General features: G+C 37.0%; 24 protein-coding genes. 20 read left to right on the top strand and 4 right to left on the bottom strand.

Annotated features, from left to right (window positions below; all coding sequences use genetic code 11):
* Positions 1-21: 21 nt before the first annotated feature.
* The 11 genes from BBI00_RS11880 to BBI00_RS11830 all read left to right on the top strand — a co-directional run bounded on the left by BBI00_RS11880 (position 22) and on the right by BBI00_RS11830 (position 9913).
* A complete protein-coding gene (locus BBI00_RS11880) occupies positions 22-1011 on the top strand; it encodes a glycosyltransferase family 4 protein (protein WP_228394754.1) in 990 nt (329 codons plus the stop codon).
* 14 nt (positions 1012-1025) lie between these two features.
* Complete coding sequence (locus BBI00_RS11875; protein ID WP_065398965.1) at positions 1026-1637, top strand: sugar transferase; 612 nt, start codon at positions 1026-1028, stop codon at positions 1635-1637.
* Complete coding sequence (locus BBI00_RS11870; protein WP_065398964.1) at positions 1630-2598, top strand: ATP-grasp domain-containing protein; 969 nt, start codon at positions 1630-1632, stop codon at positions 2596-2598. Before BBI00_RS11875 ends, BBI00_RS11870 begins: the two co-directional genes overlap by 8 nt.
* Positions 2588-3229: an HAD family hydrolase gene (locus tag BBI00_RS11865; RefSeq protein WP_065398963.1), complete on the top strand. Its 642-nt coding sequence runs from the start codon at positions 2588-2590 to the stop codon at positions 3227-3229. The genes BBI00_RS11870 and BBI00_RS11865 overlap by 11 nt, the downstream gene beginning before the upstream one ends.
* A 34-nt stretch (positions 3230-3263) precedes the next feature.
* The gene (locus BBI00_RS11860; RefSeq protein ID WP_065398962.1) at positions 3264-4400 is read left to right on the top strand and encodes an aminotransferase class I/II-fold pyridoxal phosphate-dependent enzyme; all 1137 of its coding nucleotides are present in this window, start codon (positions 3264-3266) and stop codon (positions 4398-4400) included.
* A 14-nt stretch (positions 4401-4414) separates the two neighbouring features.
* Positions 4415-4984 (top strand): sugar transferase, encoded by a 570-nt coding sequence (locus BBI00_RS11855; RefSeq protein WP_065398961.1) that lies wholly within the window; start codon positions 4415-4417, stop codon positions 4982-4984.
* Between the two features lie 15 nt (positions 4985-4999).
* The gene (gene rfbC / locus BBI00_RS11850; protein WP_065398960.1) at positions 5000-5545 is read left to right on the top strand and encodes a dTDP-4-dehydrorhamnose 3,5-epimerase; all 546 of its coding nucleotides are present in this window, start codon (positions 5000-5002) and stop codon (positions 5543-5545) included.
* A gap of 95 nt (positions 5546-5640) precedes the next feature.
* A complete protein-coding gene (gene rimO, locus BBI00_RS11845) occupies positions 5641-6942 on the top strand; it encodes a 30S ribosomal protein S12 methylthiotransferase RimO (RefSeq protein WP_065398959.1) in 1302 nt (433 codons plus the stop codon).
* A gap of 374 nt (positions 6943-7316) precedes the next feature.
* On the top strand, positions 7317-8057 hold the full coding sequence (locus tag BBI00_RS11840) for a hypothetical protein (protein WP_065398958.1): 741 nt from the start codon (positions 7317-7319) through the stop codon (positions 8055-8057).
* A 2-nt stretch (positions 8058-8059) separates the two neighbouring features.
* Complete coding sequence (locus tag BBI00_RS11835; RefSeq protein ID WP_083988483.1) at positions 8060-8791, top strand: hypothetical protein; 732 nt, start codon at positions 8060-8062, stop codon at positions 8789-8791.
* A gap of 750 nt (positions 8792-9541) precedes the next feature.
* Complete coding sequence (locus BBI00_RS11830; protein WP_065398957.1) at positions 9542-9913, top strand: septal ring lytic transglycosylase RlpA family protein; 372 nt, start codon at positions 9542-9544, stop codon at positions 9911-9913.
* Between the two features lie 70 nt (positions 9914-9983).
* On the opposite strand, the gene BBI00_RS11825 is transcribed toward BBI00_RS11830, so the two are convergent.
* The 4 genes from BBI00_RS11825 to BBI00_RS11810 all read right to left on the bottom strand — a co-directional run bounded on the left by BBI00_RS11825 (position 9984) and on the right by BBI00_RS11810 (position 14490).
* Complete coding sequence (locus BBI00_RS11825; RefSeq protein WP_065398956.1) at positions 9984-10748, bottom strand: exodeoxyribonuclease III; 765 nt, start codon at positions 10746-10748, stop codon at positions 9984-9986.
* Positions 10745-11038 (bottom strand): YciI family protein, encoded by a 294-nt coding sequence (locus BBI00_RS11820; RefSeq protein WP_065398955.1) that lies wholly within the window; start codon positions 11036-11038, stop codon positions 10745-10747. Before BBI00_RS11820 ends, BBI00_RS11825 begins: the two co-directional genes overlap by 4 nt.
* Positions 11039-11148: 110 nt before the next feature.
* Positions 11149-12693, bottom strand: coding sequence for a T9SS response regulator signal transducer PorX (gene porX / locus BBI00_RS11815; RefSeq protein ID WP_065398954.1), 1545 nt, complete (start codon positions 12691-12693; stop codon positions 11149-11151).
* A 132-nt stretch (positions 12694-12825) separates the two neighbouring features.
* On the bottom strand, positions 12826-14490 hold the full coding sequence (locus tag BBI00_RS11810) for a S41 family peptidase (RefSeq protein WP_123902269.1): 1665 nt from the start codon (positions 14488-14490) through the stop codon (positions 12826-12828).
* A 229-nt stretch (positions 14491-14719) separates the two neighbouring features.
* On the opposite strand from BBI00_RS11810, the gene BBI00_RS11805 reads away from it, so the two are divergent.
* From BBI00_RS11805 to BBI00_RS11765, 9 genes are all read left to right on the top strand, one after another.
* Entirely contained in the window at positions 14720-15946 is a 1227-nt protein-coding gene (locus BBI00_RS11805) for an HD domain-containing protein (protein WP_065398952.1), read from the top strand.
* A 71-nt stretch (positions 15947-16017) separates the two neighbouring features.
* Entirely contained in the window at positions 16018-17049 is a 1032-nt protein-coding gene (gene lpxD, locus BBI00_RS11800; protein WP_065398951.1) for a UDP-3-O-(3-hydroxymyristoyl)glucosamine N-acyltransferase, read from the top strand.
* Positions 17042-18439, top strand: coding sequence for a bifunctional UDP-3-O-[3-hydroxymyristoyl] N-acetylglucosamine deacetylase/3-hydroxyacyl-ACP dehydratase (locus BBI00_RS11795; protein WP_065398950.1), 1398 nt, complete (start codon positions 17042-17044; stop codon positions 18437-18439). Before lpxD ends, BBI00_RS11795 begins: the two co-directional genes overlap by 8 nt.
* A complete protein-coding gene (lpxA, locus tag BBI00_RS11790; protein ID WP_047095900.1) occupies positions 18440-19228 on the top strand; it encodes an acyl-ACP--UDP-N-acetylglucosamine O-acyltransferase in 789 nt (262 codons plus the stop codon). It abuts the gene before it with no gap.
* Position 19229: 1 nt separating this feature from the next.
* Positions 19230-19580, top strand: a complete 351-nt coding sequence (locus BBI00_RS11785) for a hypothetical protein (RefSeq protein WP_123902268.1) — start codon at positions 19230-19232, stop codon at positions 19578-19580.
* Between the two features lie 26 nt (positions 19581-19606).
* Entirely contained in the window at positions 19607-20173 is a 567-nt protein-coding gene (gene efp, locus BBI00_RS11780) for an elongation factor P (RefSeq protein ID WP_065398948.1), read from the top strand.
* A gap of 67 nt (positions 20174-20240) precedes the next feature.
* Positions 20241-21143: a UDP-3-O-(3-hydroxymyristoyl)glucosamine N-acyltransferase gene (locus BBI00_RS11775; RefSeq protein ID WP_065398947.1), complete on the top strand. Its 903-nt coding sequence runs from the start codon at positions 20241-20243 to the stop codon at positions 21141-21143.
* Positions 21144-21233: 90 nt separating this feature from the next.
* Positions 21234-22106, top strand: a complete 873-nt coding sequence (gene sucD / locus BBI00_RS11770) for a succinate--CoA ligase subunit alpha (RefSeq protein WP_065398946.1) — start codon at positions 21234-21236, stop codon at positions 22104-22106.
* Positions 22107-22122: 16 nt separating this feature from the next.
* A complete protein-coding gene (locus BBI00_RS11765; RefSeq protein ID WP_065398945.1) occupies positions 22123-22794 on the top strand; it encodes a porin family protein in 672 nt (223 codons plus the stop codon).
* Positions 22795-22861: the final 67 nt, after the last annotated feature.

Below are 22861 nucleotides of genomic sequence, written 5' to 3'. Positions count from 1 at the left end.
CTGAATATTCAGAAAACGAATTTGATAGAAAAAGGAATTTCTACTCTTACAATTGAAAAATTATTCTTGAAAGCAATAAAAAAATATTTCAAGGTAAAATTTGATTTAGTTATTTATTCAACACCACCCATTACATTTACCACACTGATTAAATATATTAAGAAAAGAGATGGTGCCAGAACCTATTTGCTTTTAAAAGATATTTTTCCACAGAATGCAGTGGATATGAAGCTAATGTCTGATAGAAGTGTTTTATACAAATATTTTAGAAAGAAAGAAAAAGAGTTATATATGGTTTCAGACAAAATAGGATGTATGTCAGAAGCCAATGTTCAATTTGTATTGAAACATAATTCTTTTATTGAAAAAGGTAAAATAGAAGTTAATCCGAATTCTATACAAATATTTCCTTTAGATGAAGACAGAGAAGAACAAAGAAATATACGCTCCAGATACGGAATACCATTTGACAGAAAAATTTTTATTTATGGGGGGAATTTAGGAAAACCTCAAGGAATAGATTTTCTTATAGAAACGCTGGCCGCAAAAGCAGAAGATAAAAGAGTTTTTTTTGTGATTGTAGGATCAGGAACTGAATTTGCCAAAATCAAAACCTGGTTTGACCGGTTTCAACCCAAAAATGCAATATTGCTGTCTGCTGTTCCTAAAAGTGATTATGACTTATTAGTTCAATCCTGTGACATCGGACTTATATTTTTGCATAAAGACTTTGTTATTCCTAATTATCCGTCAAGGCTGCTTTCATATTTGGAATTTGCAATGCCGGTACTTACAGCTACAGACATACACACTGATATTGGATCTGATGTTGTGAAAAATAAATGTGGATTTGCCGTACAATCCGGAAATTTAGATGAAATGGTAAAAGCTATAGACGCCCTAGCTGATATGGAAAATGAAATGTTTGAGAATATAAGGAAAAATAGCCGGAAGTTTTTAGAAAGAGAATTTCATGTAAAGGGCTCTTATGATAAAATAATGAATGCTTAAAATAATACAAAAAAATGTATCGTTTTTTTTTAAAGAGATTAATTGATTTCATCCTTGCTTTAATTGGTTTGATTGTTTTAAGTCCGATTTTTGTTTTGGTATTGATCGCTTTGGCCTTTGCCAATCAGGGAAAACCATTTTTCTTCCAACAGCGCCCCGGTAAAAATGGTAATGCTTTTATGATTGTAAAGTTCAAAACCATGAATGATAAGAAAGATAAAGAAGGAAATCTTTTGCCTGATGCAGACAGACTGACACCAGCCGGTTTATTCGTTCGCAAAACATCTCTTGATGAGATTCCCCAACTTATCAACGTACTAAAAGGAGATATGGCGCTTATTGGGCCCAGACCTCTTTTAATGCAATATTTACCTTTATATACAAAAGAACAGGCAAGAAGACACCAGGTAAGGCCAGGAATTACTGGTTGGGCGCAGGTTAATGGAAGAAATGCGATCTCGTGGAAGAAAAAATTTGAACTGGATGTATGGTATGTTGATCATATATCTTTTTTACTTGATTTAAAGATAATTTTCCTTACTATAAAAAAAGTTTTTATAAGAGAAGGAATTTCTCAGGAAGGACAAGCAACTATGGAAATGTTTACACAAAAAGATAATGAATAATATACTTATAAGCTCTGCTGGACAAAGAGTTTCACTGGTTCGAGCATTTCAGAAAGAACTAAGAAAGATAAACCCTGATGCCAAATTATTTACAGTAGATCTTAATCCTGTGCTTGCACCTGCCTGTCATGTTTCAGATGGTTTTGAAAAAATTGACAGAGTTACAGCACCGGGTTATATTTCAGAATTGTTGGAAATCTGTAAAAAGAAGAACATTAAAATGGTTATTCCAACCATTGATACTGAATTATTAATATTGGCAGAAAATAAAGATCTTTTTTTACAAAATGGAATCATCCCTATTGTTTCTTCATTAGACTTTATTAAAAAGTGCAGGGATAAACGTGTTATCAACGAATTTTTCACAGAGAATAATATTGATATTCCTAAAAATTTGGATAAAGATAATCTTACCTTTCCCTTATTTATAAAACCCTATGATGGATCTTTAAGTGCAGATACCTTTTTGATACGGCAAGCTTCTGACCTTACGGAGTATCATTTCCAAAATCCTAAACTTATGTTTATGGAATATATTGATCATCAGATTTATGATGAATTTACGGTAGATACTTATTACAATAAACACGGAGAACTCAGATGTGTAGTTCCTCGTAAACGTATTTTTGTAAGAGCAGGTGAAGTAAATAAAGGAGTTACAAAAAAAAATGAAATCCTTGAATACATCAAGAGAAACCTTCCCAAAATTGATGGAGCAATAGGATGCCTGACAATGCAGTTCTTTTTCCATCCCGTAGAAAAAAGAATCGTGGGAATAGAGATTAATCCTAGGTTTGGAGGAGGATACCCGTTAAGCTACCTTGCAGGGGCAAATTATCCTGAATGGCTGCTTAAGGAATACTTTATGGGTCATGATATCCCTTATTTTGAAGATTGGGAAGATAATTTATTAATGCTTCGTTATGATGATGAGGTTTTAGTTCGAAATTATGAAGCCTAAATATATTATCTTTGATCTCGATGATACATTAATGTATGAGATCGATTATCTCGAATCTGCATATCGTGAAATAGCAGATTTACTTGGTGGAGGAGACAAGGATCGCCTATATCAGGATATGATGAATTGGTATTATGAAAACAAAGATGTTTTTGGACTGCTGGAAGAAAAATATTCCCGTGCAAAAATAGAATTGCTGGATATTTACAGAAATCATTTTCCTGCTATCAAAATAGGAAAAGATGTAAGAGAAGTTTTGAATTACATTGCTGAAAAATCATATAAGCTGGGTTTAATTTCAGATGGAAGATCTATGACTCAAAGAAATAAACTGAAGGCTTTGGATATTGAAGACCTTTTTGATAAAATTGTTATTTCAGAAGAGTTTGGAAGTACAAAACCTGATCTTAGAAACTTTGAGATATTTATGGATAATGAAAATATGGAATATTTTTATATTGGTGATAATACTAAAAAGGATTTTATTGCCCCTAATAAACTAGGCTGGGTTACCATTGCTCTGAAAGATGCAGGAAGAAATATTCATAAACAGGACTTTGATGGTATTATGGAGCATAAGCCAAAATTTATAGTAGATAATTTGAAAGAAATAATAAATCTGATAAACTAAAATAATCGTAGTTTTAAATTAAACAAAGCATAGAATGTCACAAAAAATATGGCTCTCCTCACCCCACATGGGAGGAAACGAATTAAAATACATCAACGAAGCATTTGAAGAAAACTGGGTAGCTCCATTAGGACCTAATGTGAACGGATTTGAAAATGACCTGGAAAAATTTTTAGGTGAAAATGCCAAAGTCGCAGCTCTTTCTGCCGGTACAGCAGCATTACATCTTGCCCTCATTGAATGTGGTGTAGAACATGGAGATGAGGTCATCTGTCAGTCGATGACATTTTCAGCATCAGCCAATCCTATTGCTTATTGCGGTGCAACTCCTGTTTTTATTGACAGTGAGCCGGATACCTGGAATATGTGTCCGGATGCTTTAAAAGAAGCAATTCAAGACAGAATACAAAAAGGAATAAAGCCAAAAGCAATTATTGTAGTCCATCTGTATGGAATGCCTGCAAAAATGAATGAAATTACAGCCATTGCTGCAGAATATCAGATTCCTATTATCGAAGACGCAGCGGAAGCCCTGGGATCATCTTATCAGGGAAAAGCATGTGGAATATTCGGACGCTTTGGGATTCTGAGCTTTAATGGGAACAAAATTATTACCACTTCAGGAGGAGGTGCTTTGGTTTGTCACACTCAGGAAGATAAAGATAGAGCGGTTTTTCTTTCCACACAGGCAAGAGATAATGCTCCTCATTATCAGCATTCACATATTGGTTTTAACTACAGAATGAGTAATATTGTGGCCGGAATAGGAAGAGGGCAAATGGAAGTTCTTAAAGATAGAGTTGCTGCCCGTAGAGCCATGCATGATTTTTATATTGAGATTTTTAAAAATATAGAAGGAGTAACTGTATTTACAGAACCGGGAGATGACTATTATTCCAATCACTGGCTTTCAGCGGTAATTATTGATCCTCAAGTGACAGGGAAAGACAGAGAAGGTTTAAGACATGCATTTTTAGACGATAATATAGAGTCAAGACCTCTTTGGAAACCAATGCATTTGCAACCGGTTTTTGAAAATGCACCATATTATGGCACGGATATTTCAGAAAAGCTATTTGATAATGGATTGTGCCTTCCTTCAGGTTCAAACTTATCGGATGAAGACAGAAATAGAATTGCAAATGTCATCCGTAACTATTTCGGGATTTAATCTTTCTTGAAATTATGAATCGGTATACCTATTGGAAAGTGGTGTTAGATTTTATCTTAGCGGTAATGCTGACCATTTTCCTTATGCCTTTACTGATCATTTTATTTGTCATTGCTAGTCTGGATACTTCTTCCAACGGGATTTTTTTTCAAAAAAGAATAGGCCAACATGGAAAATCTTTTACCATTTATAAATTTAAAACAATTCATGGACAAAAGAGGACCTGTTCCGGAATAGGACAGACTCTCAGAAAATTTAAATTGGATGAATTTCCTCAGTTATTTAATATTTTGAAGGGGGATATGAGTTTTGTAGGCCCAAGACCAGATATTGAAGGCTACTATGATAAGCTTGTAGGAGCAGATAGAAAAGTTTTGGAGCTCAAACCGGGGCTCACCTGTGAAGCAAGTATCAAATACAGGGATGAGGAAAGTCTTTTGAGGAAGCAGAAGAATCCCTTGGCATATAATGATGAAATATTATTTCCGAATAAAATAAAAATGAATCTGGATTATTTTGAAAATATGTCTTTCAAAAACGATGTAAAGATTTTATTTAAAACATTAATAACCCTATTGAAATAGAATTTTTTCACTATCATGAAAATTAAAGAAACCCCGCTTAAAGATTGTTACATCATAGAGCCTACCGTTTTTGAAGACGAAAGAGGTTACTTTTTTGAAAAGTTCAACGAAAAAAGATTTGAAGAACTCACCGGGATGAATGGCCATTTTGTACAGGACAATATCTCTAAATCATCCTATGGAGTACTAAGAGGGCTTCACCTTCAAAAAGGCGAACATGCGCAGGCAAAACTGGTGTCATGTCTTGAAGGAAGCGTATGGGATGTAGCGGTAGACCTTAGAGAAGATTCTCCTACATTCGGGAAGTGGTTCGGGATTGAACTTACCGCTGAAAATAAATTACAGCTATACGTGCCAAGAGGTTTCGGACATGGATTTTCAGTATTGAGTACCCATGCCGTATTCTCTTATAAATGCGATAACTTTTACAATAAAGAATCTGAAGGCAGTGTGAAATTCAATGATCCGGATCTCAATATAGACTGGAAAGTAGACGAGAAAGATGCTGTATTATCAGATAAAGATCAGAATGCCCCCGGCTTCAGAGAAAAAAACTTTTAAAAGAATGTACTGAAAACCACTTTTCTAAAGTGGTTTTTATTTTTTAATACGAACTCTCTAATATTTCGTATCTTTGCAGACTCAAAATCAAAAAGATGCGTACAAAATCTGTAGGGAAGAAGAAAATCAATGTAGTCACTCTTGGATGTTCCAAGAATGTATATGATTCTGAAGTATTAATGAGCCAGCTGAAAGCCAATGGTAAAGAAGTGGTTCACGAAGACCGTGGGGACATTGTGGTCATCAATACCTGCGGATTTATTGATAATGCCAAAGAAGAATCCATCAATACCATCCTTGATTATGTAGAAGCAAAAAACAGAGGCGAGGTAGAAAAAGTATTTGTTACCGGATGCCTTTCAGAAAGATACAAGCCGGATTTGGTAAAAGAAATTCCTGACGTAGATCAGTATTTCGGAACAAGAGATCTTCCGGTTCTGTTAAAACACCTGGGGGCTGATTACAAACATGAATTGGTAGGGGAAAGACTTACCACTACGCCAAAGCATTATGCCTACCTTAAAATCTCTGAAGGATGCGACAGACCATGTTCTTTCTGTGCTATTCCGTTGATGAGAGGAGGTCACATTTCTACACCTATCGAAAAACTGGTTTCCGAAGCTCAGAAATTAGCAAAGAAAGGAACCAAAGAATTAATTCTTATCGCTCAGGATCTTACTTACTACGGATTGGATCTTTATAAAAAGAGAGCATTGGGAGATCTTTTGAAAGAACTGGTAAAAGTAGAAGGAGTGGAGTGGATCCGTCTTCATTATGCTTTCCCAAGCGGTTTCCCTGAAGATGTTCTGGATATTATCCGTGAAGAACCTAAGGTTTGTAACTATATAGATATTCCTCTGCAGCACATCAATTCTGATCTGTTAAAATCAATGAAGAGAGGAACCACTCATGAAAAAACAGATGCTCTGTTAGGAAAATTCAGAGAGAAAGTTCCTGATATGGCAATCAGAACCACGCTTATTGTAGGATATCCCGGAGAAACAGAAGAAAGATTCCAGGAGCTTAAAGACTGGGTGAGAGAACAGAGATTTGACAGATTGGGATGTTTCACCTATTCCCATGAAGAAAATACGACTGCCTATGTTCTGGAAGATAATATTCCGCAGGAGGTGAAAGAAGCACGGGTAGAAGAGATCATGGAGCTTCAGTCCCAGATTTCCTGGGAAAAGAATCAGGAGAAGATAGGTAAAGTATTCAGATGTGTTTTTGACCGTAAAGAAGGGAACTATTTTATCGGAAGAACAGAGTATGATTCTCCGGATGTAGATAATACCGTACTGGTTTCTGCTGAAGATACTTACATTTCAATAGGAGAGTTTGCAGATGTTAAAATTACTTCCGCTGAAGAATTTGATTTATATGGAGAATTAGTCTGAATATAATTCCTTATTAATCAGGCTGAAAGTAATCTGAAAAAGTGGAGTATTAAGTAAATTTAACATTACCTGTTGATGGTTAGGATGCTTTATATATATCTGAAAATCAACCACTTGTTATTATTCGACAATATATTACTCCAATTTTCTTTTATAAACTATTTGAAATAGAAAATTAAATGTTAAATTTGCGGAATAAGCAATATTTTTAAAACATGTACTTTCAATAAGTTATTCATTGAAAACATACTAAAATCCGGTTAAATAAATATTTTTAAGCCGCTTTTAGTTTAAAAATAATAATCACAGGTTGGGATGTGTTTCCTTTGAAAATATTGATGAAAAAAAAATGTAATTTTAATCTTTAAAAACTTATGAAAAAAATTTTATTATCAGCAACGATGCTGGTTTGCTTCACGGCAATTTCCAAGGCTCAGCAAGGGCGAGTGGGGATTAACACAACCACACCTGCCACCACTTTAGATGTAGTAGCAGATGCTACCAATACTTCTAAGCCTGATGCCTTACTAGTCCCTCGTCTGACAAGAGCTCAGCTTACAGCTAAAGATGCTGTTTATATTGCAGCACAAAACGGAGCGCTTGCTTTTGTTACCACTATTGACGGTACTGCAAGTACTAAAACTGCCAATGTTACAGCGGTAGGTTTTTACTACTATGATTCTCCGTCTACTACATGGAAGCCACTAGGTGGTGGTGCTTCAGTGGATACCAGCATTTATGCCGGCGACGGTGTTCTGGCTGGTCCTAGAACTGTTAACCAGTCTAACAATAATCTGACATTTACTACAGGTACAGGACAATTTATTGTCAACGGAACAAGTAATCTGAAAGGTGCTCAGTATACGAACATCAGAGTGGAGCCTAATGCTAATTTTTCGGTTCAGCCTGGTGACTATATGATTCACTATACCGGAGCTGGAGGAACTGTAACTCTTCCTGCTGCTGCTACAGAGCAGGGACGTGAATTATGCTTCTATGCAGAAACTGCTACTCTGAATACAGGAGCTTTAGGTAACGGAGCAAATGCACAGCCAGGATATGGTACCTGTATTATTTCAAACGGTACAATTTGGATAACTAAAAGCGCACTTTAAAAATGATGAAAAATATATTTACAACAGTTTTAGCTATTGCTAGTGTTTCCCTATCTGCACAGCTAAGAAATAACCTGACACCTGCCAATGGAGCTGTTACTTCTACTACAGCTTTCTTAGATGCTTCATCTTCTTCAACATGGAATAGTAGTACTAATAACGGTAAAGGTTTGGTTTTCCCAAGAACCAATCTGGTGTCAATGACAACTTTAGCAGCTCCAGTTAATGGATTGCCTACTGCTTTTCCTACCTTATTAGATGGTATGATTGTTTATAATACTGCAACAGGTACGGCCGCAACCGGTACTGCCGGAGTTTCTGTAGTGCCAGGTTTCTACTACTACGATAACAAAACATCAACTCTTAACGGAGGTACATGGAAGCCATTCAATGCAGCTATAGATCCTAAGTTTAATGTTACCAACGCTGCAGCAGGAACGGCAACCAATACATTGGTTGACGGAACTCAGGTGTATGCTGTTAAAGGACAGTTTACAACTACAGCAGGTTCTACTGCGGTAACAATCACTCCACCTACCGGTATTACATCTATGTATGGTATTACGATCTACAAAAAAGCGGGTGTAGGTACAGGTAATGGTAATAAAGTAGTTTACGCAAGAGATTTATATTCATATGATATTGCAACCGGAGCAGCCGTTACAGGTTCTCAGAATATTTCAGTTGTTTATCCTCAGGATACTTATGAATACATATTAGAATATTTAAAATAATATTTTTATTTAATTACATAAAAAAACCAATGAGCAATCATTGGTTTTTGTTTTTTAAGAGGGATGTTCTTTGTTTTCCGGATCAATAGATTAATGATTATTCAATATAAAACAGCATTAAGGGGTAATATTTCTTACAAATGAATTTTAATCAAAATAAGAAGCCCGGAGGGACCTTATGAGTGTGCTGTACCGGCGCAGTTGTATTTGTTTTTTATACTTAATTTCAGAACCTCTATTGAATGCCAACTACTTGGGTAACATATTAAAGTTAGTAGAATAATAAAATGGTGCATTTTTTGAATGAACAACATCAGGTTTGTAAAAAATAAATCCATTGATCAGTTTTAACAGAATAAAAGGATGTTAAAAACAATCTTTAAAATCCGGTTGGATGACTTCAAACGTGTTCTGTCAGAAACTTTTTCAGTGATCTGTCATTTAAGACTTTTAAACTTTTAAGATTGATTTTCGGGCTTTATTTTAACTTTTCGTATTTTGTAAAATTCTGATTATAAGCGTTTTACGGATTGCTGTTTTTTAAATTATGCATGAATTAGTTAATTATATTAACTTTTATAGCGTTTTTTTAACACTTTTTAACAATGCGCCTGTAAATCCCTGTTTATAGGGGCTCGCAGTGATCGTTAACATATTTTTAAACTTTTATTAACGGTTTTTAACATATCGAATAGGGACTTGTGAAGATTCCTGATACTTTTGCCCTGTCAAAACCAATAAAAGTTCAAAATGATGAAAAGATTCATTCTCGTAATCATAATGATGATTTCAACCTTAGGTATTTACTCGTTTACAGCAAATGCCTTAGATGCGAAAAAAACAAGTTATGCATCGTACTACCACGATAAATTTAACGGTAGAAAAACAGCTAGCGGAGAAATCTTTGATAACTCAAAGTTTACTGCAGCAAACAGAACGCTTCCATTCGGAACAAACGTTAAGGTAACAAACCTTAAAAATGGTAAAGAAGTGATAGTGAGAATTAATGACAGAGGACCTTACCATTCATCAAGATCTTTAGATATGTCTAAAGCTGCGTTCGATGAGATCGGAGATATCAGTCATGGTACCATTCCGGTTGAATATGAAATTGTCGATTAATCTTATGATTTAAATTAAAAAAAGCCAGCTGATTCAGCTGGCTTTTTGTTTTAGGACTCTGCCTTATATATTATACATCCAATTCCAGCAAAGCAGGGCAGTGGTCAGAATGCACAGCTTCCTTTAAAATAACCGCCCGGGTAAGCTTATCCTTTAAGCTATAGGATGTGAAGTTGTAATCTAGTCTCCAGCCTTTGTTTCTTTCCCTTGAATTCTGTCTGTAGCTCCACCAGGTATAATGATCCGGCTCATTATTGAAAAACCTGAAACTGTCAATCAGCTCACATTCATTGATGAAACTGGTCATCCATTCCCTTTCCATAGGAAGAAAGCCTGAAACGTTCTTTAAGCCTGCGGGATTATGAATATCAATAGCCTCATGGCAGATATTAAAATCACCGGAAATAATCAGATTGGGAATTTCCTTTTTTAAATTTTTGATGTATTCCAGGAAGTCATGGCAGAACTGCATTTTAAAATCCAGTCTTTCAATATTGGAGGCAGAAGGTACATACACGGAAATGGCAGAAAAACCATCAAAATCTGCGCGGATGATCCTGCCTTCATTATCATAGCTTTCAATACCGCAGCCATACTCTACATGGTTGGGTTTTATTTTTGAGGCAATTCCGACCCCACTGTAGCCTTTTCTTACTGCGGAATGCCAATAACTGTGATAGCCCAGTTTTTCAAGGCTTTCAATATCGATCTGGTCATTTCCGGCTTTGCTCTCCTGAATGGCTATAATATCCGGATCTGCAGTCTTCAGCCAGCCTAAAAAATCTTTGGTAAATGCTGCCCGGATTCCGTTGACATTGTAGGTAATTAATCTCATGAGTCTTTTATAAAGAATTTAAAATTTTCGTTGTATTTCGATGGAAAGAATTCCGTGATCTCATAATCTGCGATCTGGTGGATATGAAAAGGATCTTCCGTAATGATCTGCTCTACTTCAGTTATGGAAGAAGCGTTACAGATAATAATCCCTCCGTTCCTCGGCTCTTTTCTTCCCGATGCAATAAATAATCCGGCATCATAATACTGTTGAAGAAAAGAATAATGTTCCGGAATATGGACCTCCACATTCTCAAGAGGAGCCTTATAGGTAAGGGAAATAATAAACATGAAGTATTTTTTACGAAGATATGAACTCTTGCAGACTCTAAAAAAAGAAGCGGGAAAAATCAATTGATTTTTCCCGCTTAAACCCAAAATTAAATAAACTATGAAAAAAACTACTTGGGTTCTAATACACTGATAGGAATGATACATTCTTCCAATGAAATTCCTCCGTGCTGATAGGTTTCTTTATAGTAATTTACAAAATGATTGTAGTTCTTAGGATAAGCCAGGAATATATTGTTTTTCGCAAAAATATATTTGGAACTTAAATTTCCTTTCGGAAGGAACAGTTTCTCCGGGTTGGTGATTGCCCATACGTCACTGTCGTCATATGTTAAGCTTTTACCGGTCTTGTATCGGATGTTGGTGGAGGTTTCCCTGTCACCTACAACTTTACTTGGTTTTTTAACGTATACCGTTCCGTGGTCTGTGGTGATGACCAGTTTGTAACCGTTTTCAGCCGCTGCTTTGATGATCTTTAAAAGGGAAGAGTTTTCAAACCAGTTGAATGTCAGTGAACGGAAAGTCTTATCATCACGGATAAGCTGGTCCACAATATGATTGTCTGTCTTCGCATGAGAAAGAATATCGATGAAGTTGTAGACAATCACCAGAAGATCATTGTTTTTATGTTGATTGAAATCATCGTAGATCTTTCTTTCAAAATCAGCGTTCAGTACTTTCAGGTATTTCATCGATTTTGATCCCAGACCAATCCTCTTCATCTGATCCTCAAGGAAGTCTCGCTCAAATTCATTTTTATTACCTTCTTCATTGTCATTAAACCATTTATCAGGAAAACGTTTTTCAATCTCTGACGGCATCAGCCCGGCAAAGAAAGAGTTTCTTGCATATTGGGTAGCGGTAGGAAGGATACTGTAATAATAATCTTCAGATATCTTGTTATAATATTTTGTAAATAAAGGTTCAATCACTTTCCACTGATCGTAGCGAAGGTTGTCAACCATTAATAACAGGACTTTCTCTTTTTCAACCTCAGGCTTTATTTTTTCTTTGAAAAGCGTGTGGCTCATCATAGGCTTGTCAGAATCTGTCAGCCAGTCTTCGTAATTCTTTTCAATAAACTTCGCAAACTGAATGTTGGCTTCTTCTTTCTGAGACTGTAAAAGATCGGCAAATTCATTATCAGCTACTTTATCAAATTTAATCTCCCAGCTGAGGATCTTTTTATAGTATTCTGCCCATTCCTGATAAGTTCTCAGGTAAGACAGCTCCATAGAAAGGTTTCTGAACTCCTGCTGGTATTGTAATATTGTCTTTTGCTCCACAAGATTATCCTGCTGAAGATTTTTCTTTAACGAAAGCAATATCTGATTAGGATTTACAGGCTTAAGGATATAATCGGCAATCTGAGATCCGATAGCCTCTTCCATAATATGTTCCTCTTCGCTTTTGGTCACCATTACAATCTTCAGGGAATTATCTTTTTCCTTGATCATAGGAATAGCTTCCAGTCCGGAAATACCCGGCATATTTTCATCAATGAGTGTTAAAGCAAATTTCTCTGAATCCATAAGTTCCAAAGCCTCGTTCACGTTATTCACCGGGGTTACCTGGTAACCTTTCTTTTCTAAAAATACGATATGAGGTTTAAGTAAATCTATTTCATCATCGATCCATAATATCTTTTCTGACATAATTTATTTTTTACATGGTTATTGTATCAAAATGTTGACCAAATCCTTTTAAAATCTCACAAAATCGAAATATTAAAAGTTAAATATTAGTTAAATGAAAATACCATAGGATATTTCATCTTTCCGTTTTATTTATTCATTATTTTTTATGTACTCCAAAGCCCTTTCAAGCACTTCATCTTTTCCCGCTTTAATGCCTTCTATACTGGGTTTTATCATAATATCCGGTACAATTCCGATTCGCTGGGTTTCTCTGCCGTCAGGATAGTAAGCCCCTAATCCGGAAAACTGAGTATTGAGATCTGCAATCTTAAAGGCAATTACATCCCCGTTGGCTCCTGAAGTATTGCTCCCGATAATTTTAGCTTTGGGATGCTGTTTAAACATCATTACTGTAGTCTCTGCCTGGCTTTGGGTACTTTCATTTACTAAAACGATGACATTGCCTTTATAGTATTCACGATTTTTTCTTCCGACAGTATTGATCCCCGAATAATATTTACCGGGATAACGGGTTTCCGGATAAGTAAACTGATAATAGGGAACTGCTGTTGGCAATAGAAGAAAGCTTAAAGGATGGATCGTCTGCTTAGGATAATTCCTGATATCAAAGATAATGGATTTTGCAGATTTTAAATTCCTGTACATTTCATTCAGGTCTTCTTTTTCTATAACCCCCATATCAACATAGCCGGTTTCCTTCTGAGCATCCAGAAACTTCCATTTATCAGGAATGCTGTTTTTTTCACGGATAATATCCTTTACAGGGTAGGTTTTAGCCGTTACCGTTATATTCTGTCCATTTCTTTCGATTCTTAAAGTAAGAGAATCCTTACTGCTGAAAAGGAATTTATCCCTCACTTTATATATTTTTCCCCAGGAATTGGAGGCAGGAATGTATTGTCCGAAATAGTTAACCATTTGCGGAATCGTTTTTCCTTCTATATCGTAAATAACATCACCAACGATTAACGGACCTTTCTCTTTGTAACGGGTAGCATTGATTTTTGTGACAACGAGCTTCCCTTCTGCATAAGAATATTCCACAGGCACTTTTCTGCTCCCGTACAGATGAAGGCTGATAGGGTTTGAATGCAGATAAGCATGCGAATCATCCGTTTTTGTGATCAGTTCAGCCAATGCCAGATGATAGCTTTCATTACGGTCGGCTATGAGAATCTTGGGAATCATTTCGGTAAGAACATTATTCCAGTTCTGATCGGTCTGGTATTTATAAGGAAAAAAATATTCTATATAATTCCAGTATCTGAAGAGTTCAAGCAAACTCACCGCTTTGGAAGTAAACCCTGCACCATATGATTTTTCATGCCGGAAATATATTTTTTTATTGCCTGTCCCGAAGTAATAATGATCCCCCGTATTTCTGTTGTTTTCAATATAACGGAGCTTTTTTGAAATATTCTTATCGAGCAGGTCAGAATTATCGATCCAGCTCAGGTCAAAATTTTTTAAGAAATAGGTTGTATGGTCTTTTTCTGAACAGGCTGTACAGGGTTCAATTTTTCCGAGGCTATCAATCCATTGAGAATATAAATCATTCAGGGCTTTCTTATTATCAATATTTTCAAGTTCGTCAATCTTCCTGAGGAGCTGATCATCCCATTTCAGATTTCCTTTGGCTACATTGGGGTGATAGTATTTTAAAAATCCCCAGATCCGGCAGAGGGATTCAAGTTTTTGATTTTCAGATACAATCTGTGCAGGAAAATTTAAACTGAAAAAGAACAGAATGAAAAGAAAATGCTTTATCATTAAAGGCTGTCGTGTTTCTTTCAAAGATAGATTTTTAATGGCAGAGCTGCAATTGTTTTTTTGAAGAATATCAGGTGGTAAGGGATTTTGAGGCCAGAAGCAGGAAGTAATAGATCATAATAAATATATATTGTCTCATATGCGATAAAAACTTCCGGCTTCCTTCTCTATGCCTCCATCTTTCTTTTAATACTAATTTAATCATGCCCCAAATTAAAAATGCCTAACTTTGTTTACTAATACTGACGTTTCAATGCAGAATAAGCTAAAAATCATCAACGATCCCGTTCACGGATTTATCAGGATTCCCCACGAAATTTTATTTGATATCATTGAGCATCCCTATTTTCAGAGACTGAGAAGGATAGGGCAGACCGGGCTTTTGAATCTGATTTTCCCGGGAGCTACCCATACAAGATTTCATCACGCTTTGGGAGCAATGCATCTTATGTTTACCGCTTTGGAGACATTGAAGCAGAAAGGGGTAAAGATTTCTGAAGAAGAAGAAAAAGGGGCGATGCTGGCTATTCTGATGCATGATATTGGTCATGGTCCGTTTTCCCATGCTTTGGAAAGTATGCTGATGGATGACTGGCACCACGAAAAATTATCTTTATTGCTGATGAATAAGCTGAATGAGGAATTTAACGGGCAGTTGTCTATGGCTATTGAAATGTTTCAGGGCAAATACCACAGGAAGTTTTTCAATCAGCTGATTTCCTCTCAATTGGATGTAGACCGGCTGGACTACCTGAAAAGAGACAGCTTTTTCACCGGCGTATCAGAAGGAAATATTAATACCCAGAGAATTATTTCGATGATGAATGTCTGCGAAGAAGGAGAACTGGTGATTGATGCAAAAGGGATTTATTCTATCGAAAATTTCCTTACTGCCAGAATGTTCATGTACTGGCAGGTGTATTATCATAAAACATCAGCATTGGCAGAATTTCTTCTGGTGAAGATTCTTGAAAGAGCAAAATACCTGATCTCTCAGGGGGTGGAACTTCCGGCAACAGATAATCTGAAATATTTTCTGTACCGTGGCAAGAGTGCCGCAACCGCTGAAGATATAGAAAGATTCACAAAACTTGATGATAATGATGTGATTCAGGCCATGAAAGAATGGCAGAACTCGGAAGATTTTGTATTGTCCTACTGGTGCCGATGTGTGATCCAGAGAAATTTACCCAAAACTATCATTTCTTCACACCCTTTTCATGAGGAACTTATTGCTGAGAAAGTGGAAAATACCAATAAATTTTTCGGAATTGATAACGGTCATGAACTGGTATATGAAATAAAAAGGAAGCTTTTGCCTTATGATACCGAAAAGCAACCGATTTACCTGCTGCAGAAGAACGGTAAAAAAATGAAACTTCATGAGTCTGAAGATCAGCTTCTATCAGGGCTTATGATCAATAAAACGACCCGTCATATTCTTATGTTTCCAAGAGATATCTCCCGGATAGACTCTTAAATAATATTAAAATTTACGATCTGAATCCAAAAAATGTTTGCAAATTATAGAATTTCTTATCTTTGCAGAATATGGAATTTACAGCTTCGCAAATTGCAAGTTTTATTGACGGAAAAATAATAGGTGACGAGAATGCACTTATTACAGGGGTTTCACCAATTGAAAATGGGGAATCAGGACATCTGTCTTTTATCGCACAAGATCGGTTTTCTCACTTTTTAGATACCTCAAAGTGCTCTGTTATCATCGTTTCGGAAAAACTTCTGGACAAAAATAATTATATCCCTACCTTAATCGTTGTAAAGGATGCCTACCTTTCTTTTCAGGTTCTGATGAACTTGTACCAGGAAATGAAAGGAAGAAAAGAAGGTATTGAAGATGGCTCGTCCATTCATGATACCGCTGTGATTGGCGATAAAGCCTATATCGGAGCATTCACTTATGTTTCCGAAAAAGCTAAAATCGGGGAAGGCTCACAGATCTATCCGCATGTGTATATAGGAAAAGGCGTAAAAATCGGTAAAAACTGTAAAATAGACAGTGGTGCCAGAATTTATGATTACTGTATCATTGGAGACAACTGTGTGATTCACTCCAATACGGTAGTAGGAGGTGACGGATTTGGATTTCAGCCAACCGCTGAAGGATTCAAAAAGATTCCACAGCTGGGAAACGTTATTATTGAAGATGACGTGGAAATTGGTTCCAACTGCAGTATAGACAGGGCTACGATAGGTTCTACCGTCATTGGAAAAGGAACAAAAATCGATAACCTGATTCAGATTGCCCACAACGTGAAAATCGGTCAGAACAACGTGATTGCTGCCCAGGCGGGAATTGCCGGTTCTACCACGATCGGTGACTGGAACCAGATCGGAGGCCAGGTAGGCGTTGTAGGACATATCAAAATAGGAAATCAGGTGAAAATTCAGGCTCAGAGCGGTGTGAATTCCAGCGTCAATGACAGAGAAACATTGTATGGTTCACCGGCAATCAGCTACAATGACTATTTGAGAAGTTATGTTCATTTCAGGAACTTACCTGGAATAGTAAACAGAATAAATAATCTTGAGAATAACTCAAAAGATAATACTAATGAGTGATATGCAAAAAACACTTCAGCAAGAGGTAACTCTTTCTGGAATTGGTCTTCACACTGGTAAAGAAGTAAAACTTACCATTAAACCTGCTAAAGAAAATACAGGTTTTGTATTTGTAAGAACAGACCTGGAGGGACATCCTCAGGTAGAAGCAGATGTAAATTATGTGGTAGCTACGGAAAGAGGAACTACATTAGAAAAATTAGGGGTAAAGATTACCACATGCGAGCACCTTTTAGCAGCTTTAGTAGGTTGTGATATTGATAACGCAGTGATGGAAATGGATGCTTCTGAGCCTCCGATTTTGGATGGATCTTCAAAATACTTTGTGGAAGCAATCGAAAGTGTTGGAGTAGCAGAACAAAGTGTAGCAAGAGAATATCTTGTGGTAAAAGAAGTTCTTACATACAGTGATCCGGCTACAGGTTCGGAAATCACCATCATTCCTTCAGATACTTACGAAGTAACAACCATGGTAGATTTCGGGACTAAAGTTTTAGGAACCCAGAATGCCACTCTTAAAAATATTTCAGAATTTAAAGACGAAATCTCTTCAGCAAGAACATTCAGCTTCCTGCACGAATTGGAAATGCTTTTGGATCACGGCCTGATCAAAGGTGGAGATATTTCCAATGCGATTGTATATGTAGATAAAGATCTTACTCCTGAAACAACCGAAAAATTAAAGAAAGCCTTTGGAAAAGACAATGTATCCATCAGACCAAACGGTATTCTTGATAATCTTAACTTAAACTACCCTAACGAAGCGGCAAGACACAAGTTACTTGATGTAATCGGTGACCTTGCTCTGGCAGGAGTAAAAATAAAAGGTAAAGTTATTGCCAACAAACCGGGACACTATGTGAATACCCAGTTTGCGAAAAAACTAAACCGACAGTGGAAATTGCAGAAAAAGAAAAACGTTCCGGATTTTGACCTGACTAAGGAGCCGGTATTCGATATCAACGGAATTATGAAGCTGATGCCTCACAGACCTCCGTTCTTATTGATCGATAAAGTTCTTGAGCTTTCAGATTCACACGTAGTAGGTCTGAAAAATGTGACGATGAATGAACCGTTCTTTGTTGGACACTTCCCTAAAGAACCCGTAATGCCTGGAGTACTGCAGGTAGAAGCATTGGCACAGACAGGAGGAATTCTGGTACTGGCCAGCGTTCCGGATCCTGAAAACTATTCTACTTATTTCATCAAAATTGATAAAGTGAAATTCAAGAGAAAAGTAATTCCTGGAGATACACTTATTTTCAAAATTGAATTGATAGAGCCTATCAGAAGAGGAATTGTTCATATGCAGGGGTATGGATATGTAGGAGATACAGTGGCAGTAGAAGCAGAGCTTATGGCTCAAGTTGCAAAAAATAAAGTTGATTAAATGATTCATCAATTAGCAGCCGTAGATAAACGTGCGAAAATCAGCAAAAATGTAATCGTAGAACCTTTCACTACCATTGCAGGGGATGTAGAAATAGGAGAAGGAACATGGATTGGTCCTAATGTAACCATTATGGATGGGGCAAGAATAGGTAAAAATTGTAGGATTTTTCCCGGGACTGTCATCTCTGCAATTCCTCAGGATCTGAAATTTGATGGTGAAGATACCCAGGTAATTATAGGTGATGATACAACCATCAGAGAGTGTGTCACAGTAAACAGAGGGACAAAAGCTTTAGGCTATACTAAAATAGGAGCCAACTGTCTTATTATGGCAACTTCGCATATTGCACATGATTGCGTTATTGGAGATCACGTTATCATCGTAAACGGGTGTGGTATTGCAGGACATGTGGAAATTGGAGATTATACAGTAATGGGAGGTTTATCAGCGGTTCACCAATTTGGTAAAATCGGAAAACATGTAATGATTTCCGGAGGTACTCTGGTAAGAAAAGATATTCCGCCTTATGTAAAAGTAGCAAGAGAGCCTATGTCTTATGCGGGGATCAATTCTGTGGGTTTGAGAAGAAGAGGATTTACAAATGAAAAGATCTTCGAAATCCAGAAAATCTACAGGGCAATTTTCCAGATGAAGATGAACGTTTCCCAGGCTATTTCCCATATTGAAAAAGAAATGCTGCCAACGGCTGAAAGAGATGAAATTCTACAGTTTATTCAAAACTCTCCAAGAGGTATCGTAAAAGGATACGGAACCGGAAAAGAATAATATGAAAAAAACGCTTTTGATATTCATGGGCCTGTTTCTTTCTTCCGGCTATGTTTCCGGACAGGTGGAAGGTAAACTGAACTTGAACCGTGATCGTAAAAAACTGGAATTATCAGGTTTGGATCAAAAGCAGAATAATCAGACAGAATCATTTTCCGGAAAGAATATAAATCTGAGTATCAGTCAAAGCCTGAATACCCTCTTTATTAAAAACAACGGTTTTAAAAAAGAAACAGATTATTTTAAATCCGGTGAAAATGTTTTTGTAAACGAATTTGGGAAGGTAAAACTGAATACATCAGCTTCCCGTGATCTTATGGAATCCTATCTGAATATGATTCTGAACAAATAGAATTAAAAAGTAATATAAATAAATTAATGGCAACAAGTAACGATATCAAAAAAGGGCTGTGCATTGAGTATAGCAATGATATTTATAAAGTAATCGAGTTCCTTCATGTAAAACCAGGAAAAGGACCTGCTTTCGTAAGAACAAAATTAAAGTCAGTAACTAACGGTAAAGTAATTGATAATACTTTCTCTGCAGGGCATAAAATTGATGAAGTAAAAGTAATCACAAGAAAGTTCCAGTATCTTTATGATGATGAGAACGGATTCCACTTCATGAACAATGAAGACTTCTCTCAGTTATACATCAACAAAGAGATGATCGAAAATGCTCAGTTTATGAAAGCAGGTGAAGAAGTAACCATTATCCTTAAAGAAGCTGATGAAACTCCACTTTCTGCCGAACTTCCTCAGTCTGTATATCTGGATGTGATCGAAGCTGATCCGGGTGTGAAAGGAAACACTGCAACCAACGCTCTTAAAAACGCCATCGTTGAAACAGGAGCTAGAGTAATGGTTCCTTTGTTCATCGAGCCGGGAGACAGAATTAAAGTAAGCACTGAAGACGGAAGCTACTTAGAAAGAGTAAAAGAATAAATACAATCTACATAAATTCGGTTTGCATCAGCAGTCCGAATTTTGTTTTATAAGAAAATCTATTGTTATGAGATTCCATTCTCCGCAAAAGCTTAAAACCATTGCAGATCTGATAGGCTCACAGTTTGTCGGTCCGGAAGACTTTGAAGTATTGGGAACCAATGAAATTCATATGGTGAAACCAGGTGATATTGTTTTTGTAAATCACCCGAAATACTACGATAAAGCACTAAACTCTGCAGCCACTATTATTTTGATCGATAAAGAAGTAGACTGTCCGGAAGGCAAGGCACTTCTGGTTTCTGATGATCCGTTCAGGGACTTTAACAGGATCAATACTCATTTTACAAGAATCTATAATTTCACAGAAGAACTTCACGATGCGGAAATAGGAGAGGGAACCAGAATTCACCACTCAGCAGTCATTGGAAATAATGTGAAAATCGGAAAAAATACCTTAATTTTCCCTAACGTTGTGATTGGTGACAGAACCGAGATCGGTGATAATGTCGTTATTCAGTCCAATACCGTTTTGGGTGGAGATGCATTCTACTACAGAAAACTGAACGGAAATTTTGACCGTTTGATTTCAGTAGGAAATGTGGTAATCGGAAATAATGTGGAAATAGGAAACGGATGTACCATTGACAGAGGTGTTACAGATTCCACAGTGATTGGCGAAGGATCGGTTTTGGATAATCAGATCCAGATCGGACATGATACCATCATCGGAAAAAAGTGCCTGATCGCTTCTCAGGTCGGAATTGCCGGATGCTGCATCATTGGCGATGAGGTCACATTATGGGGGCAGGTGGGCATTGCTTCAGGCAATAAAATTGAAAGCGGATCTGTACTTCTGGGAAAAACCGGAGTCAACAGAGATCTTGAAAAAGGAACCTATATCGGGATGTTTGCAGAAGATTTCAAGACTTACCTGAAAAAAGAAGTAAAACTGAGAAATCTCAAATAAACAATTCCAAAGGTTTTATCCAAAATCAAAGAAATTTGAGTAAATTTGTGAGCATTAATAAAATAATAAATAAATTAAAACAACAATAAAATGTCAATTTTAGTAAACAAAGATTCTAAAGTAATTGTACAAGGATTTACAGGGAACGAAGGAACTTTCCACGCTGGTCAGATGATTGAATACGGAACAAACGTAGTAGGTGGTGTTACTCCGGGAAAAGGAGGTAGCGAGCACTTAGGAAAGCCTGTATTCAACACCGTAGCTGACGCTGTTGAAAAAGCAGGAGCTAACGTGAGTATCATTTTCGTACCACCGGCATTCGCAGCAGACGCGATCATGGAAGCTGCTGAAGCAGGGATCAAAGTAATTGTATGTATTACTGAAGGTATTCCTGTAGCTGATATGGTAAAAGTAAAATCTTACATCGCTGACAAAGACTGCAGATTAATCGGACCAAACTGCCCTGGAATCATTACTTCTGAAGAAGCTAAAATTGGTATTATGCCAGGTTTCGTTTTCAAAAAAGGTAAAGTAGGTATCGTTTCAAAATCAGGTACCCTTACTTACGAAGCTGCTGACCAGGTTGTAAGAGCAGGTTTCGGTATTTCTACAGCAATCGGTATCGGTGGTGACCCAATCATCGGAACTACTACAAGAGAAGCTCTGGAATTATTCATCAACGATCCTGAAACTGAAGCGGTTGTAATGATCGGTGAAATCGGTGGAGGATTAGAAGCTGAAGCTGCAAGATGGTACAAAGCAAGCGGATCTACTAAGCCGGTTGTAGGATTCATCGCCGGACAGACAGCTCCGAAAGGAAGAACAATGGGACACGCTGGTGCTATCGTAGGAGGTGCAGAAGATACAGCTCAGGCAAAAATGGAAATCATGAGAGAAAACGGTATCAACGTTGTTGATTCTCCTGCTGACATCGGTGCTACTGTAGCTAAAGTTCTAGGATAATATAAAACCAAACCATATGAAAAAACTTTTATTAGCCTCAGCTTTAACCCTGTCTGCTTTATCCTTTGCCCAGGTGCAATGGGGAAGTACAAGATTTGGTGTTACGGGAGGTTTAAACTACTCAAGAGTAGCCAATGCCCACAATCCCTCAGGCCCGAGATACACTTTTCAAGCTGGAGCTCTGGCATTAATCCCCTTAGGGAAGGCAAATCAGTTCTTTATACAGCCTGAAGTCCTGTATTACGGTGCAGGAGAAACCGGGAAAGATAAAGATGCTAAAGGTAGAGATGGTTATGACGCAGTATATGCCAATAACTATCTGAGTGTACCTCTTTATTTCAAAGGATACTTTTCAGAAGCTGAATCGGAATTCTTTGGATTGATTGGTCCGAGATTTAACTTCCTGCTAAGCCAGGACGTTAAGAACGCACCTCTTGCCAGACCTTATTATGATCCGGACGTTACAGATCCTTCACAGCCTTCAGGTGTGAACGGGAAAGCGAAAAGCTTTAACTGGGGACTGGGACTAGGAATCGGGTACAGTTATAAGAGACAACTTGAGGTTGCCCTTAAATATGACCTGGGTCTTGGCGATACTTATCCTGGCCTTAAAAAAGAACTTAAGGGAAGTGATAAGAAAAAATCAGAACAGGTGTTAGCCGTTACCTTAAGCTACATATTCAATTAGAATTTTGTATTCAGAATATAAAAGTCCCGGAATTTTTTCCGGGATTTTTGTTTTTTATTAAAACGAA

Origin of the sequence: Chryseobacterium arthrosphaerae, from assembly GCF_001684965.1 — a bacterium.
Lineage (GTDB): Bacteria > Bacteroidota > Bacteroidia > Flavobacteriales > Weeksellaceae > Chryseobacterium > Chryseobacterium arthrosphaerae.
The sequence above is the reverse complement of the archived record's forward strand: the minus strand, read 5'-3'. Positions and strand labels throughout refer to the sequence as shown.

Coding starts and splice junctions, on each gene's coding strand:
- BBI00_RS11875 (WP_065398965.1), top strand. CDS start 1,026: ATGTATCGTTTTTTTTTAAAGAGATTAATTGATTTCATCCTTGCTTTA.
- BBI00_RS11870 (WP_065398964.1), top strand. CDS start 1,630: ATGAATAATATACTTATAAGCTCTGCTGGACAAAGAGTTTCACTGGTT.
- BBI00_RS11865 (WP_065398963.1), top strand. CDS start 2,588: ATGAAGCCTAAATATATTATCTTTGATCTCGATGATACATTAATGTAT.
- BBI00_RS11860 (WP_065398962.1), top strand. CDS start 3,264: ATGTCACAAAAAATATGGCTCTCCTCACCCCACATGGGAGGAAACGAA.
- BBI00_RS11855 (WP_065398961.1), top strand. CDS start 4,415: ATGAATCGGTATACCTATTGGAAAGTGGTGTTAGATTTTATCTTAGCG.
- rfbC (WP_065398960.1), top strand. CDS start 5,000: ATGAAAATTAAAGAAACCCCGCTTAAAGATTGTTACATCATAGAGCCT.
- rimO (WP_065398959.1), top strand. CDS start 5,641: ATGCGTACAAAATCTGTAGGGAAGAAGAAAATCAATGTAGTCACTCTT.
- BBI00_RS11840 (WP_065398958.1), top strand. CDS start 7,317: ATGAAAAAAATTTTATTATCAGCAACGATGCTGGTTTGCTTCACGGCA.
- BBI00_RS11835 (WP_083988483.1), top strand. CDS start 8,060: ATGATGAAAAATATATTTACAACAGTTTTAGCTATTGCTAGTGTTTCC.
- BBI00_RS11830 (WP_065398957.1), top strand. CDS start 9,542: ATGATGAAAAGATTCATTCTCGTAATCATAATGATGATTTCAACCTTA.
- BBI00_RS11825 (WP_065398956.1), bottom strand. CDS start 10,748: ATGAGATTAATTACCTACAATGTCAACGGAATCCGGGCAGCATTTACC.
- BBI00_RS11820 (WP_065398955.1), bottom strand. CDS start 11,038: ATGTTTATTATTTCCCTTACCTATAAGGCTCCTCTTGAGAATGTGGAG.
- porX (WP_065398954.1), bottom strand. CDS start 12,693: ATGTCAGAAAAGATATTATGGATCGATGATGAAATAGATTTACTTAAA.
- BBI00_RS11805 (WP_065398952.1), top strand. CDS start 14,720: ATGCAGAATAAGCTAAAAATCATCAACGATCCCGTTCACGGATTTATC.
- lpxD (WP_065398951.1), top strand. CDS start 16,018: ATGGAATTTACAGCTTCGCAAATTGCAAGTTTTATTGACGGAAAAATA.
- BBI00_RS11795 (WP_065398950.1), top strand. CDS start 17,042: ATGAGTGATATGCAAAAAACACTTCAGCAAGAGGTAACTCTTTCTGGA.
- lpxA (WP_047095900.1), top strand. CDS start 18,440: ATGATTCATCAATTAGCAGCCGTAGATAAACGTGCGAAAATCAGCAAA.
- BBI00_RS11785 (WP_123902268.1), top strand. CDS start 19,230: ATGAAAAAAACGCTTTTGATATTCATGGGCCTGTTTCTTTCTTCCGGC.
- efp (WP_065398948.1), top strand. CDS start 19,607: ATGGCAACAAGTAACGATATCAAAAAAGGGCTGTGCATTGAGTATAGC.
- BBI00_RS11775 (WP_065398947.1), top strand. CDS start 20,241: ATGAGATTCCATTCTCCGCAAAAGCTTAAAACCATTGCAGATCTGATA.
- sucD (WP_065398946.1), top strand. CDS start 21,234: ATGTCAATTTTAGTAAACAAAGATTCTAAAGTAATTGTACAAGGATTT.
- BBI00_RS11765 (WP_065398945.1), top strand. CDS start 22,123: ATGAAAAAACTTTTATTAGCCTCAGCTTTAACCCTGTCTGCTTTATCC.